The following is a 13620-nucleotide window of genomic DNA, read 5'->3' on the forward strand; positions in this document are numbered from 1 at the left end:
TTTGCGGTTCAGAGTACAAGCTTTAGCTTGCCTCTCAGGTTCATGCGGCCGAAAGAGCAAGCTGAAAGCTTGTACTCTGAACTCAAACTGACCCACCACCACATTCTTGATCGGATTGGTGAGGCTGTGCAATACTCCCGAAGGTTGAACCGCGGGCGAGATCGCAGGCGCGAACAGACTTTTTCCCGCCGGATTTGTTTGAGAATTCGCGGCCGCAACTATCTCGCCAACTCTGCAAGATTTGAATGTCTCTCGAGGTCGGATATTTCTTTTACGGAGGCTGATCATGCGTAATCGAATCGTTCTCATCGTTCTGAGCTTTTTTTTGTCTGGGCATTTAGTTTTTGCGAATGGACCGCAGAAACCCGGCAAACAGAAGCCGGCGCCGAAGACATCCACATCGCCTAAGGATGACAAGAAGGCCCCCTCGTCAACGGATGCAAAACCGGCCCGGGCGCAGTCCGCCAAAAAGGCGCCCGTGGCCGTCAACCAGTGGGCTCTGCTGGTCGGAGTAAGCCAATATCCCGGGCAGATTCAGAGCCTGGGGTTCCCGCGCGACGATGCTCGCGCCATCAAAGACTTGCTGGTTAGCGATGCCGGTTTTCCCGAAGACCACATCCGACTCTTGACCGACGACGGCGCCGGAGACGCGAAGGCCACCAAGCAGAATATCCTGGCGGCCGTGGACTATTTTGCGCCGCGCGTGCAGCCGGGCCAGGAGGTGATCGTGTTCCTGGCTGGCCACGGCATCGCTCGCGGGCTGGGCATTCAGGCCAAGAGCTATTTCCTGCCGGTCGATGTCGATGCTCAGTCGAAGGAGTCGCTGGAGCGAACAGCCGTAGACCTTGAAGAACTTGCCCGCAAGCTTAGCGAATTGAAGGCGTCGCAGTTTTCCATCTTCATAGACGCGTGCCGCGAAGATCCATTCCCGGGTCGTGGCATCAAGGGAAACACAATGACCGATGTGATGAGCCGCGGTCTGCGCATTACGCCGAGCGTTTCCCGCCCTGCAGATTCCCCGCAGCCAACCGCGATTGTCTTCTACGCTTGCAAAGTCGGGGAACGCGCCTTCGAAGACCCTCAACTGAAACACGGTGTCTTCACCTATTTCATCCTGGAGGGAATCCGCCAGGTGGCGAACAGACCGGACGGCCGAGTTGAAGCAGGCTATCTGGCGAAGTTCCTTGAAGAGAACGTGAAAAAATGGAGCGCTGATTTCCAGAGCCGCTCGAAGTTTGCAGTCGAACAAACGCCTACGATGGTGGCGACCGAAATTCGCGGTTCGATGGTTATCGTGCGTCTGTCTCAGTCTGCCGCCAGTCCACCGTCGGCGCCAACGATTGGCACCGTAGTCCTTGCGACGTCTCCCAAAGATGCCAGCTTGAGTTTGAACGGTAAGGTCCTGGGCACCGCGCCGCTCGAAAAACAGCTTCAGCCGGGCGAATACACCGTGCGTGCCGAGTCGCAGGGCTTTCAACCAACCGAAACAAAAATCACCGTTGTACCCGGCTACCAGCAGGAGTTCACGATTACCTTGAAGCCCACGACCAGTAATGCGAGCTATGAAAAGGGAGTCCAGTTCGAAGCTCAAAATCTATGGCCCCAGGCCATCGGGTCCTACGAGCAAGCGGTTCGCGAAGATCCCACTTCGGTAGCCGCCTATGAGCGGCTGGCGACCGCATATATGGCGGCTGCGCGGTATCGCGATGCGGTCGATTTGCTCACCGGGGCTTCGGAAAAACTTCCTGACAATGCCGCGCTGATTGCGCGCCGCTCGCGCGCACTAAGCGAGTGGGCCGTTCGGGACGAAACCCAGGACGCCTCCACCAATTCGCGGCCGAGTAAGGCGATCAAACAGAAGGACGCTGCCAAAGAAGCGCTGCGATCGGCAGAGCTCGCCGCGAAGAAAGCGCCTGACCTTGCGGTTGTCAATCTCGCGCTCGGCTATGCGTACGGTCTCGAAGAGCGCGACCGGCCAAAAGCTATCTCGGCGTTTGTGCGCGCGACGACGATTGCGACCGAAGACCCGGAAGGCTACTACGGGGCCGGCTACACCTATCGCCTGATGAAGCAGTACCCGCAGGCGATACCGCAGTTGAAGAAGGCGCTCGAGCTGCGCCCCGACTACTACGAAGCGCATCGGGAGCTGGCTTATTGTTATCACGCGGCAGGCGAAACTGATCGCGCCATAAGTGAATACAACACAGCAAGCGGCTATCAAGGTGAGACCAACAATTCCGGCGAGATGGCTGGCAATCACCTTGCCCTCTCAGCGTTGTACACCGAGAAGGGGCAACAGGTGGGCGGTCCTGAGGGCGACGCCATCGGCAAAGCTGGCAAGGGGCATGAAACCGAAGCGCGGGGATTCGACCCGACGCTAAAGGCAGCTCTGAAGATTCTCACTGCCAGCGGGGTCTCGTATCGGATGACGGCCTACTTGCCTTCCGAGGTGCGGGGATTGATAAACACAGGCGGCGTGACTGTACCCGGCGTACCGGGCGGGATAAAAATACCGTTTGGGAAGAAGAAGAAGCCTTGAGGGGGCCCTTGCAAGTTCGATAAGCCCGGAGCGGGCGTGTTGACCTCCGAGCATCAGGAGCGTAGGCATTCCAAGACGAGTGAAGTTGGGATCAAGAACTCGCTGACGACCCATACGCAATCTTTCCGCCAACGATTGTGTACACCACCTTCGTATCAAGTATCTCGCGCGGGGACGCCTGCAGCAGGTTCTTTGTCAGCACCACCAGGTCAGCAACCTTGTGCACTTCGATCGAGCCTTTGATCTTCTCTTCGAAATTCGCGTACGCCGTGTTGTACGTGTAAGCCCGGATCGCGTCTTCCATCGATATCCGTTGCTCGGGGAACCAGCCACCGGCCGGCTCGCCGCTCAACGTCTGACGAGTCACCGCCGCATAAAGCCCCAGCATCGGATTGATCGGATACTCAGAAGCAGATGTTCCCGGCCAATCGGTCCCGAAACACAACACCGCCCCGCTGTCCTTGATGCTCTTAAACGCGTAAGCGCCCTTGCAACGCTCGCGGCCGATGCGCTCCTCCATCCAACGCATGTCGTCGCTCAGATGAAACGGCTGAACTTCTGCTATAACGCCAAGCTTGCCCAATCGCTTGAAGTCATCGGGCGCGATAACCTGCGCGTGGACCAAACGAAAGCGCCGATCGCGAACGCCGTTCTGCCGGTTCAACTCTTCGAGGTAGTTGAGCAAGACGCTGTTTGCTTCATCGCCGATTGCGTGCACCGTTATCTGCAAGCCAAGGCGATCCGCGTCGAGCATGTACTGAAGAAACTTGCCTTCGACGAAGTTGCCCTTTTCATCGACCATCAGCGGCCGCCACTTGCCGCGATTCGCCGGATCATTCGAGTATGGTTGGAAGAACCGCGCGGTGCTCGTTCCCATGATCCCGTCTATGTGACCCTTCACCGCGCCGAGCCGAATCCACTCATCGCCCGATCCGACCCGGGTTCCGCGATCGGACATTTCCTGCGCGCGATCGAGCCCCGGCCTGAAATGAACGCGCACAGTCAGCTCGCCTGCCTTGTGCAGCTCGCGATAGATGTCGAGTTGCTCGTCGTCGGACATGTCGCTAACGTTGGTCACTCCGTAACGGCGGATTTCGGCGAGCGCGTTCTTTGTTTGTTGGATGCGCCGCTCGTGCGAAAACTTCTTCGGAATCACGGAGGCGAAGAGACTCATCACGCCTCGCCCGCGCATATGTCCATTGAAGCGCCCGCCGGAATCCGTGATGAACTCGACGCCCTCGATCTTCGAGCCGGCGGGCTCAGTTCCTTGTCTCTTTGATTCCGCCATTGCGGCGCGAGCCGCAGCCGGAAGCTTCGGGTCAGCAGGATCGATTCCGACTGCGCGCATCGCGGGCGCGTTCGCGGCGAACTCTGAGTCGTCGAACTTTCGGATGAGCATCGGGTGGTCCTTGCTCATCACCTCAACGGCTCGCATGTCGGGTGAGAACGGCTCGCGGCGGCCGCTGCCTGCGCTTCCGGCAGCCCACTGATCGTAAGCGCCCCAATAGCCGCCCAGTATCCACTCACCCTTGGGCAAGCGCGCAACCACGTCTTTAACTCGCGCGGCGAACTCCTGTTGAGTCGTGACGCGCATGATGTTGAACTCGAGGAACTGCGCCGCCGAAGCGAAGTGAACGTGGTTGTCGTTGAAGCCTGGAACAACGAACTGGCCCTTCAAGTCGATCACTCGAGTTTGCTTGCCCTTATACCTTTTCACGTCCTGGTTTGAACCAACGAAGACGAACTTGCCGCCGCGGATAGCTACGGCTTCGGTCATTGTGTTCGTAGGATCAACGGTGTAGATGAGACCGTTGCGAAGAATCAAGTCCGCAGGGTCAGGCGACATCATCTCCTGGGCGGCAATCGTGAACGTAAGAGAAGGCGCACACGAAGCAAGCGCGAAAACCGTGACGGCGATCAAAATGCGTTTGAACATGGTTCTGCTCCTCTTGCTCAAAGCGCCGATTGACTGCCAAGCTCGGCTCAGGCTCGACGGCTCGAATCCCGAAAGGGATGACGGAGTAAAGCCACGGGTGAGTCCGCGAACCCGTGGTGGGCTTCCCAAGCGAGTCACCAACTCGCGAAGCGGGTGGCGACATTTTCTCTGACACACGGTTCACGGGCCGATCGTATGTGTCGATGGCCCACGACTGCGGTAATCTCCTCCCGCGCTGAAGCTCTCGCGCGGGTTGCCTCACTTGCCTTGATGTTCGTTCCACGCCTTCACGTAGCGCGCGGCTTTAGGATTCGTTTCGTTCCACTTCGGCGCTTCCGGGTTATTCGCGATCATGATGAGCGCCAGACCAACCATACGATCTACTTTTTCCATGTTGGCGTAATCGATCTTGTCCCAGTGATCGCCGGCTCCGTGATAGTCCGGGTAGACAAACGCGGTGCACAGCGTGTGAGCAGGCACGCCCTGGTCTGCCAGCGCCTGGTTGTCGCTACGGCCGAAGAAGGAGTCGCTGTTCTGTTCGTGTTTGTAGACCGTGATTCCAGTCAGTTTCCCGGCCGCCTGGAAAATCGTTCCCACCTCGGAGTAGTCGAAGCCGGTCAGCGTCGCATTCGCAACCTGCGGCCCTTCGCTGCTGTCAGTGCGGCCCACCTGTTCGAGGTTGATGTCGGCAATCGTCTTTGCGATCGGAAAAACCGGATGACGGCCGTAATAACGCGAACCCAGCAGTCCCTTCTCTTCGCCAAAGAATGTCATAAAGATGATGCTTCTCTTCGGACGCTGCTTCACAGTCGAGAGCGCCGTGGCCAGCTCGATCACAGAAACGGTCCCGCTGCCGTCGTCATTCGCGCCGTTGAAGATGTTGTCGCCCGCAAGCTCGAGGCGCGTGCCTATGTGATCGTAGTGCGCGGTAACCATGACATAGGTGTCTTTCAAGATCGGATCCGATCCGCGCAGCAACCCGATAACATTTCGCAAGCGCACTGGCCGCTCGACCGGCGCAGGCAACCGAAGCTGCAACTCCGCGGTTGCCGCCCCGGGTTTCAGCTCGTCGTAAAGCTTGATGACTTTGGGATCGTGAACCGTTATCACCGGCATGCTCGACTCTCGAAAGAACGCCCTCCTGTCTTCGGGATCTATCAAACGACCTTGTCCGGCTCCAGCGCCTATGGTGCTCAGGCGATCGATCGATATCACCAGCGCGGCTTTTAGCACGGTCATCTTCTTGAGGAATTCCTCTCGAGCCATGAACAACTCAAGCCTGCGGGGCCCTTCTGCACGACGAGGGTCGGGGATTTCAGTGATGACCACCTTGCCTTCAACCTGCTCGGGCGTGAGCGCCGCTGCAGCGGATGCGTCCGCGAAGTCGACCTTTAACACCGGGGCTGAAACATTCAGCTCTTTGGCGATGTTGAGGCTCACCTGGGTTTTGGCGACGCTTATCGTCTCGGCGCCGGCCTTGAGCTTCAACTCAAAGGCGTCCATTGGCGTTTCCGAGAGCAGAAAGTTGGCAGCTTGAAAAAAGCCTTCGCCGCCGGCCGGCTCGAGACCCGCGCGTCGAAACTGCGCGGCGACGTATTCCGCGGCGATGTCGAGTCCGGGAGACGGAGTGTTCCGGCCCTGTAACGCATCCGAAGCGATGAACGACAGATGCCCGCGCAGCGAGTCGGCAGAAACCCGATCAAGCGCAGCCCGAGTGTCCGGCGTTATGGTGTATTGCCGCGGCGCCTGCTGCGCGCTGAGACAGCAAACGCCGATGATCAGTAAAAGAACACTGCGGATGAAACGAGTCGAATAGAAAAGTGCCGCGTGTTTAACATCAAATGTCATCCGTCACCTCTTTGATCGTTGCGTTCCAGACTGTCCGGCGGGACGCGCGAGTCGAAACCTTTAGCTCACGAACCGGTCTGGGGCTTCGTCGAAGCCTGGTCTCACGAAACTGTTCGCGTTAGGAAAGGCCTGCTCAGTCCCGCGGCGCAGTTGCTCCAGATGAAGCATCATCGGAAGGATGCCGGCGGTCTTTTCAGGCAGAAGCTCGCGCAGCTTGCCCCACGCGCTGATGGAGCGCTCCATCCCGATCAATGCGACTTTGATGGAACCGTCCGAGTCTCTCTGCCTGACGCCTTCCGGTTCGTAGTCTTCTACGGGCTCGTCTCCCATGAGCCCCCGCATGATCTTCACCGCAATTTGAAACTGATACCAACGAATCACTTCTATCGCGTCTTGTATATTGGAAGCGCGATCCTGAGCGTCAAAGTCGACGAGCGGCAGGTCGGTACGGGTCGGGTCGGCATCGCGCTCTTGCTCGGATGCGGGGTACTCGCGATCGAACCATTCACTAACCAGCTTGACGTATTGCTTTGCCGATTGTGATAGCGGGTTGCTTTCGGACTTCGCCCGTTGTCGATTCTCTTCCTCCATCACAGACTCGGTGTCTATCGAGTCCAGATCGATGCCCTGTTCCGCCGCCATTTTAGCGATCATTTCGTGAGTCTGTTTGAATATCGCCCCCAGTTTTGTCCAGAACGCGTCGCTGTTTATATCGTGAGCGGCGGGATCATCGCGATCCTCTTCTTCCATTGCATAGAGCATGCAGCGGGAAGTAAACGGGCAACGCTCACACCAACGATCACAGTAGTTGTAGATGCCCTCGATGAACCGGGGATCGTCAGCAAGGTTGAGGATTTCTTTTGTCTTCATGGATATGACTCCATATCCGCTACTAACCGCGGTCGCGTCGAAGCGTCAAGCCGCCGTCAATCGTGATCACCTGACCGGTGATGTAGTTGTCGGGTTCGACCAGCAGCCTGATCACCCGAGCTACATCCTCGGGTCTGCCAAACCGCGGGATGATCTTCTGATCGACGTAGAAGTCGTACTTCCCGGACTCGATAGACTTCAGAGCCATGCCGGCGCGGTTGACGCCCGGCGCGACTACGTTGACACGGACTCCGCCGGGTCCGCCCAACTGCTTGGCCATGATTCGAGCGGCTTGAATCAACGCAGTCTTGGGACCGGCATAGTTGATACTCGATTCAAAAGCGGCCACCGCCTGCATCGTCGAGAGCAGCACAATTGCGCCGTCGTTGCCGCGCTTCGCCATCCGGGCCGCGGCTTCTCGCGCAAGCAGGAGCGGCGCGACGTAGTTCTTCTGCATAGAATCGTGCAAGTCGGCATCGGTCACATCCTCAAACTTCACCCGCGCCGGATCGCCGGTGAAACAGACCAGCCCGTACACGCCCTCACCGATTGCATCGGCCGTTTCAACGTAGCGCGCACGCACGGCCGGTTCCGAGATGTCGCCTTCCACCAGATGGACGGTGCTTTTGTATTTGGCCTCCACAGCCTGTTTCAGGGCTTCAGCTCGGACGCGGTCAGTCCGGTAACCCGCGACGACGGTGGCTCCGTCGCGAGCCAGCAGCGCAACGGCCGCGCTGCCGAGCCCACCCGTCCCGCCGGCTACAAGGATTACGCGGCTGGCTAACGACCGCTCGTTGAAATCAAAATCGAATGGATCGTCCAAGTGTGACAAGCTTGATTCTCCTCCACGGCCTACCGTTGTGGCGGAACACAAGTGTCTATCAAGCTCGCAGTCTAATCAAGCCGGCGGGTTAAGACTTGATGATTTCTATTGCTTTGTTGATGACTTCATCCGTTTTCGCTTGGGATAACTTTCCTGCACAATAAGCAATGATTCTAGAGTCGGCGGTAAACAGATGATTAGGACGTATGGCCGAATCATGATCTATCCTGCCACTCACAAAATCAGCTCTTGAGAGAGGAATCGAATATCCGTCCGCGCGAGTTGGAGTTGTAATCTGGCAGAGAATCACGTCATCTCCGATTAGATCTGTAAGTACCCCACTGCCGGCGCCCTGTTGTTGTCGTCCAATTGGTGGGTGTGCTGTTAAACTCTCTCGTGTACGAGAGCCTGCTTTGCACGACTCGCCGGCGCACCGCCGACTCGAAGCCATCGGAGGTAACCCTTGAGAGAAAATAGAGTCTCGATCTTGCTGCTGGTTGTGTTGATCTCCTGCCAGGCACTCGCTTTGGGCGCGCAGGACAAAAAGAAACAAGACCAGGGCGCGATAAAGCTCACCACGGAGCTTGTACAGATCGATGTTCTTGTGTCTGACAAGACCAATAAGCCGGTGGCCGGACTCAAGCTGGAAGACTTTGAGTTGTACGACAACAACAAGCCCCAGCACATAACCAACTTCTCCTACGAACAGAGCGACAAGAGACGGGTCGCAGATCAAACGACCGGGACCAGCTCGTTGCCGCGAGCTATCGCCGCCGGTGAGCTCAAACGAGTGATCGCCTTCGTCGTAGACACGCTTCACATCAAGTTCGAGAACGTCAATCGGACACGGAGGATGCTGGAAGACTTTGTCGATAACAAGATGCAGCCCGGTGACCTGGTGTTGATACTGCCGACGGGAGGAGGCTCGGGCGTGTTTCAGCAATTCACATCCGACCGGCGCATACTGCATCGCGCGATAGACCGCCTCCGCCCTTCCTTTTTTTCGAACGGCTCCACTCCCTATCGAAGCTTCGCCCGCCTTTCGGGTACGCCTGGTGGCCAGATGGGCATGGGTGGACGCGCGGCTGGCGGGTCATCGATGTCTCGCGGGGGTGGACCCTTTGGAGCGATGCCTGACCCGCTCGAAGAAGCCGACGTACGCGCGACTCTCAACGCGTTGGATGAAACCATCAAAGCGATGACAAAGCTTCCAGGCCGCAAGGTCAGCGTGTTCGTATCCGAGGGACTCAGGATCTTCACAACGCAGAGGACTGACTCCGTGAATAGGACAACCGGCCTCGCCGCGCGCGCAAACGTGGTCTTCTACACGATCGATCCCGCGGGGACTGGACCCTCTTGTAGCCAGTGCGGCAGACGAGTTCGACCCGGATGCTGACACGGCAACACGAGACGACTTCCACGAGTCTCAAGACAGCTTGAGGGCGATCGCGGCTGACACCGGGGGAAAGTTCTTTGGGAACAACAACGATATCAAGCAGGGGCTCGATCGAATGCTCGAGGAGAACTCCGCGTACTACATGCTGGGCTTCTATCCGGAGGCGAGCCGCTGGGACGGAAAGTTTCACAAGATCAAAGTTGTCGTTCGCAACCGGCCCGGCCTTACTGCGTCGTTCCGCAAGGGCTATGTTGCGAAGTCGCCGCAACCCGATTCTAAGGCGAAGCTGGATCCCAAAATTGCCGAGGCGATTGAAGCCATCTCGTCGCCGCTTGTGCGACGCGACCTTGACCTTCGCCTGACGCCGCTTTACACCGACAACGCCCAACGCGAGCCGGTTGTCAGTCTGTTGCTTCACATCGATGCATCCAAGCTGAGCTTCACTCAATCCGAAGGCCGATTTCAGAACAAGCTCGATCAACTCGGCTTTGTGCTCGATGCTAACGGGAAGGTGGTTGATTCGTTCTCAAACACTCTGAAGTTGAACCTACAGGCGCGAACCTATGAGGCCGTTCTCAAAAGAGGACTGGTAGCCACACGGACTTTGAACGTGAAGCCCGGCGTCTATCAGATAAGACTCTTCGTACGCGAAGCGGACTCAGGACTCATTGGGACCGCGAACGACTATATCGAAATTCCGGATATGAAGGCCGACCGCTTATCGACGAGCAGTCTTTTCGTTAGCGGCCAGGCCGTTGAAGAAGGAAAGGTCGTCAACACGGCAGGCGAGGGAGGCACGCCGTCGCAAAGACGCTTCGCTCGGGACGGTGAGTTTTCGTATTCGCTGGCGATCTACAATCCGAAGCTTGACCGCAAGACGACGCAGCCGCAGCTCGAGATGCGCGCGCGAATCTTGAAGGGTAGCCAGGTCGTGTACAACGGGGTGCCGCGGCCGGTCCTGGCGACGCAGGGGAGCACGCCGACTCGAGTCATCACTGGCGGCATTGTTAAACTCCTGAAGCTTCCACCCGACGATTACACTTTGGAGGTGACCGTTCGCGACAAGCTGAGAGGAAAAGATAGTCGCAGCGTCATCCGCCAGGAGATGGACTTCAGTGTGGAGTGATCAGTAGGCGACAGGGCGGTGAATTTCAGACTAGATCGCATTGCGCGCAGGACGTCCACGCTTCCAGCGCAAATTCGAATACTCCCAGGCAAGCAAACCGAGAGTCGGAACATAGATACAGGCACCCAACCAGAGCGGGATCTCGGGATAGACCAGCGGCGTGTACCACACCAGGTATAACAGCGTCGACGCGCAGGTCAGATACAACCAACCAATCCGCGGCGCGAGGCAAAGGAACGGGATTATCCAGACGTAGTACCAAGGATACCGCGGCGTGGTCACCAGCAGAAACAGCCCAATGAGCGTTGTTGCTCCAAGGGCGACATCGCAGGCATCAAGCTTTTTCTTGAGCGCCCACCATAGCGTTGCCGCGGCAAAAGCGATCGCAGCCACAACCAGGAATCCAACGGTCGGCACGGGGATAAGCTCGCGCACCGCGGCAAGCAGAAAGTACCTCGAGCCGCTTTGGATGAACCCCTCTTCCTCTATATAGCCGCGCAGAAATCCAAACACATTGCTGCCGGCGCCGGCGTAAGGCAAATATGCAAGCACGACGGTCGCGGCAAAAGCGCCGAGCATCGTCAGTGAGCGCTTCTCGAAAAGAGCGGACAGCGTTAAACGCTCGCCCCTTGCGAGGCCAAGTGGAGCATCGCTCGGCGACTGATCTCTCTTTGCGCTAAGAAAGACCGGGAGCAGAAGAATCGGATAGAACTTGACCAACGTTGCGAGGGCGAGCGACACACCGGTCAGCGCGTGCTTTCCCGTCGACCACATCAGAAGCGCAAGTGCTAAGAACGCGACGAAAACCGATTCGATGTGTCCGCTGTGTGAGCCCTCAAAGATCACCAGCGGGTGCCACGCAAAAATGATCGCGCGCGCGGGATCGAGACCGCTCCGCGCGAGTACCAGCATCAGCAGCAGCACCGTGATCAGATCGAACGACGCCATCGCAGCCTTGAACGCCGCCACGCTCATCGGCCGAATGCACGACACCGCGAAAAAAACAATTTGAGCCATCGGCGGATAAGCCGACAACCACTGCCTGTCTTCGCGGTTGAGGTTCGGAAAGATTTTGTCGTCTCGCAGGCTGCTCAGCTCGGGGGCTTCAGGAACGTAGCGGTACGGGTTAACTCCCGCCGCTTGCAAGTGGCCGTCCCAGATGTAGCGGTAGACGTCGGTGGACAGATACGGGCGTTGCGGCACCAGCACCGCACGAAACCCTGCGGCAAAAAAGATCACCAGACCGATGGTCGCCCATCTTGCGGCGGGCGACGAGCGTTTGCTCCAGCGCAGCACAACGTAACAGGCCACGACGTAAAAGCCCAATTGGCCGACAAACAGACCGACATAAGCGGCGATCCATTGCGTGAAGCGGTGCAGATCGCGGCCCCAAAAATAAAGTCCTGCGCTGGCGGTTCCCAGCACAAGGAGCGCGAGGGGAACGACAGCACTGAAGCGCGCAACAATCGGCTCGGGCGTTTGCTGTGGGCTCGGTATGTCGGTTCTGGTTGTCTCAATCATTCGATCGGCAGCCGCGCAGGATGAGGGCTCGACGTCTAGTCGCGCGCGTGTGAATGGGTTCAACTCTAGACGCCTCTCTAAGCCTTGCGGTCGAAGGACGGTTTAGCAGCGGTCATCTCTCTCCGATATCTTTTTAATGGCCTTCCACCCCAGGCTCCGCCTCGCCCTTTCGCAGGATTTGGTAAAGCCTGCCGCCCGGGATTTCCGGCTCATCCGGGGACACGATTTGAATGGTTACGTGCCCGATGTTGAACTCGGAACGCAACCGCTCTTGAAGCGCTTCGAGCGCCGCCCTGTGCGAGACGCCCGGTTCGATCGTCACGTGAGCCGAAAGCGCTTCCATCCCGGAGCTGATAGTCCACACGTGAAGGTCGTGCACATCGATTACTCCGGATACCTGCTGCATCGTCGCCGCAACCGCGCGGATGTTGATGTGCGACGGCGTTCCCTCCAACAGTATGTTTACCGACTCACGGATGAGCTGCCACGAGCTGTACATAATCAGCAAGCAAATCGCGATGCTGATCAACGGATCGGCCAGCGCCCATCCCCACTGCCAGATCACGACGCCCGCCACGATAGCGCCGACCGAGCCGAGCGCGTCGCCCACCACGTGCAGAAAAGCGCCGCGCATGTTGAGGTTCTGTTCGGATGCCGAGTGTAAAATAAACGCGCTGACCGCGTTGACTACCAGTCCGCCGATCGCGATCAAGGTGACTTCGAAGCCTCGCACTTCTTCGGGTGATTTGATCCGGTGAAACGCCTCGTAGGCGATCAGCAGGGATATGACCACCAGCGTCGAGCCGTTCGCAAGCGCCGCCAGTATTTCCATCCGGTAATAACCGTAGGTCTTTTTAGCGGTCGTGGGACGGGCCGAGAACCACAACGCAAGCAGCGCCAACACGAGCGACGCGACATCCGCCAGCATGTGCCCGGCGTCAGAAAGCAGAGCAAGCGAGTTGGTGAGGAACCCGCCGATTGCCTCCGCGAGCATATAGGCGAACGTCAGCACGAGCACCGCGGTAAGACGCCGCCGGTTGCTTCTGTGACTGTGAGCGTGTTCTTTCTTGTGTGCTTCGGACATGCGGATTGCCGTGGCCGGCTGTCCCTGGGAGCGCAGGCGCCCCTGCGTGCCTGGCGTTGCGTGAGAAAAAGCAGGCAGGGATGCCTGCGCTCCCAGGGAAGTCTACGCTACTTCACGCCGAGCAACTCAACTTCAAAAATCAGCGTCGCATTCCGCGGAATCCCCGGTCTGCCGCTCGCGCCGTAGGCGAGGTCCGGCGGGATTATCAGCTTCCGTTTGCCGCCGATTTTCATCGTCATGACACCCTCATCCCAGCCTTTGATGACGCGACCCATGCCAATCGAAAAAGTTAAGGGCTGACCCCTATCAACAGAGCTATCAAACTTGGTTCCGTCCTCAAGTCTCCCGGTGTAATGAACGGTCACCATCTGGCCGGGCTTCGGACTCCCGCCTGTCCCGACAACCAGATCAACGTATTTCAGCCCCGAAGGGGTCGTAGTCGTAATTTCATCACCCACAGCCGCACTCCCTTTCCGT

General features: G+C 58.0%; 9 protein-coding genes and 1 pseudogene. 3 read left to right on the plus strand and 7 right to left on the minus strand.

The window, feature by feature from the left end; translation table 11 throughout:
* The first annotated feature begins 286 nt into the window (after positions 1-286).
* The gene (locus AABO57_04820; GenBank protein ID MEK6285044.1) at positions 287-2539 is read left to right on the plus strand and encodes a caspase family protein; all 2253 of its coding nucleotides are present in this window, start codon (positions 287-289) and stop codon (positions 2537-2539) included.
* Between the two features lie 91 nt (positions 2540-2630).
* Here AABO57_04820 and AABO57_04825 read toward each other — a convergent pair whose 3' ends face one another.
* From AABO57_04825 to AABO57_04840, 4 genes are all read right to left on the minus strand, one after another.
* Positions 2631-4475, minus strand: a complete 1845-nt coding sequence (locus tag AABO57_04825) for an amidohydrolase (protein MEK6285045.1) — start codon at positions 4473-4475, stop codon at positions 2631-2633.
* Between the two features lie 258 nt (positions 4476-4733).
* A complete protein-coding gene (locus tag AABO57_04830) occupies positions 4734-6323 on the minus strand; it encodes a M28 family peptidase (GenBank protein ID MEK6285046.1) in 1590 nt (529 codons plus the stop codon).
* A 60-nt stretch (positions 6324-6383) separates the two neighbouring features.
* On the minus strand, positions 6384-7193 hold the full coding sequence (locus tag AABO57_04835; protein ID MEK6285047.1) for a hypothetical protein: 810 nt from the start codon (positions 7191-7193) through the stop codon (positions 6384-6386).
* A 22-nt stretch (positions 7194-7215) separates the two neighbouring features.
* Complete coding sequence (locus AABO57_04840; protein MEK6285048.1) at positions 7216-8025, minus strand: SDR family oxidoreductase; 810 nt, start codon at positions 8023-8025, stop codon at positions 7216-7218.
* Between the two features lie 454 nt (positions 8026-8479).
* Here AABO57_04840 and AABO57_04845 point away from each other — a divergent pair, with 454 nt between their 5' ends.
* Both AABO57_04845 and AABO57_04850 read left to right on the plus strand, forming a co-directional pair.
* Positions 8480-9412 (plus strand): VWA domain-containing protein, encoded by a 933-nt coding sequence (locus AABO57_04845; protein ID MEK6285049.1) that lies wholly within the window; start codon positions 8480-8482, stop codon positions 9410-9412.
* A gap of 40 nt (positions 9413-9452) precedes the next feature.
* Complete coding sequence (locus tag AABO57_04850) at positions 9453-10538, plus strand: hypothetical protein (protein ID MEK6285050.1); 1086 nt, start codon at positions 9453-9455, stop codon at positions 10536-10538.
* A gap of 30 nt (positions 10539-10568) precedes the next feature.
* Here the strand turns inward: AABO57_04850 and AABO57_04855 are convergent, their stop codons facing one another.
* The 3 genes and pseudogenes from AABO57_04855 to AABO57_04865 form a co-directional block, all read right to left on the minus strand.
* Complete coding sequence (locus tag AABO57_04855) at positions 10569-12122, minus strand: glycosyltransferase family 87 protein (GenBank protein MEK6285051.1); 1554 nt, start codon at positions 12120-12122, stop codon at positions 10569-10571.
* Between the two features lie 70 nt (positions 12123-12192).
* Positions 12193-13143 carry a cation diffusion facilitator family transporter gene (locus AABO57_04860; protein MEK6285052.1) on the minus strand — a complete coding sequence of 317 codons (951 nt, stop codon included), beginning with the start codon at positions 13141-13143 and terminating at the stop codon, positions 12193-12195.
* Between the two features lie 107 nt (positions 13144-13250).
* Positions 13251-13580 (minus strand): annotated as a pseudogene (locus AABO57_04865) (FKBP-type peptidyl-prolyl cis-trans isomerase).
* Positions 13581-13620: the final 40 nt, after the last annotated feature.

The sequence above is a fragment of the Acidobacteriota bacterium genome, from assembly GCA_038040445.1.
In the GTDB taxonomy this organism is placed as follows: Bacteria; Acidobacteriota; Blastocatellia; order UBA7656; family UBA7656; genus Onstottus_A; species Onstottus_A frigus.

Bases quoted from the DNA above. Each gene is read 5' to 3' on its own strand.
- AABO57_04820 (MEK6285044.1), top strand. From the start codon at position 287: ATGCGTAATCGAATCGTTCTCATCGTTCTGAGCTTTTTTTTGTCTGGG.
- AABO57_04825 (MEK6285045.1), bottom strand. From the start codon at position 4,475: ATGTTCAAACGCATTTTGATCGCCGTCACGGTTTTCGCGCTTGCTTCG.
- AABO57_04830 (MEK6285046.1), bottom strand. From the start codon at position 6,323: ATGACATTTGATGTTAAACACGCGGCACTTTTCTATTCGACTCGTTTC.
- AABO57_04835 (MEK6285047.1), bottom strand. From the start codon at position 7,193: ATGAAGACAAAAGAAATCCTCAACCTTGCTGACGATCCCCGGTTCATC.
- AABO57_04860 (MEK6285052.1), bottom strand. From the start codon at position 13,143: ATGTCCGAAGCACACAAGAAAGAACACGCTCACAGTCACAGAAGCAAC.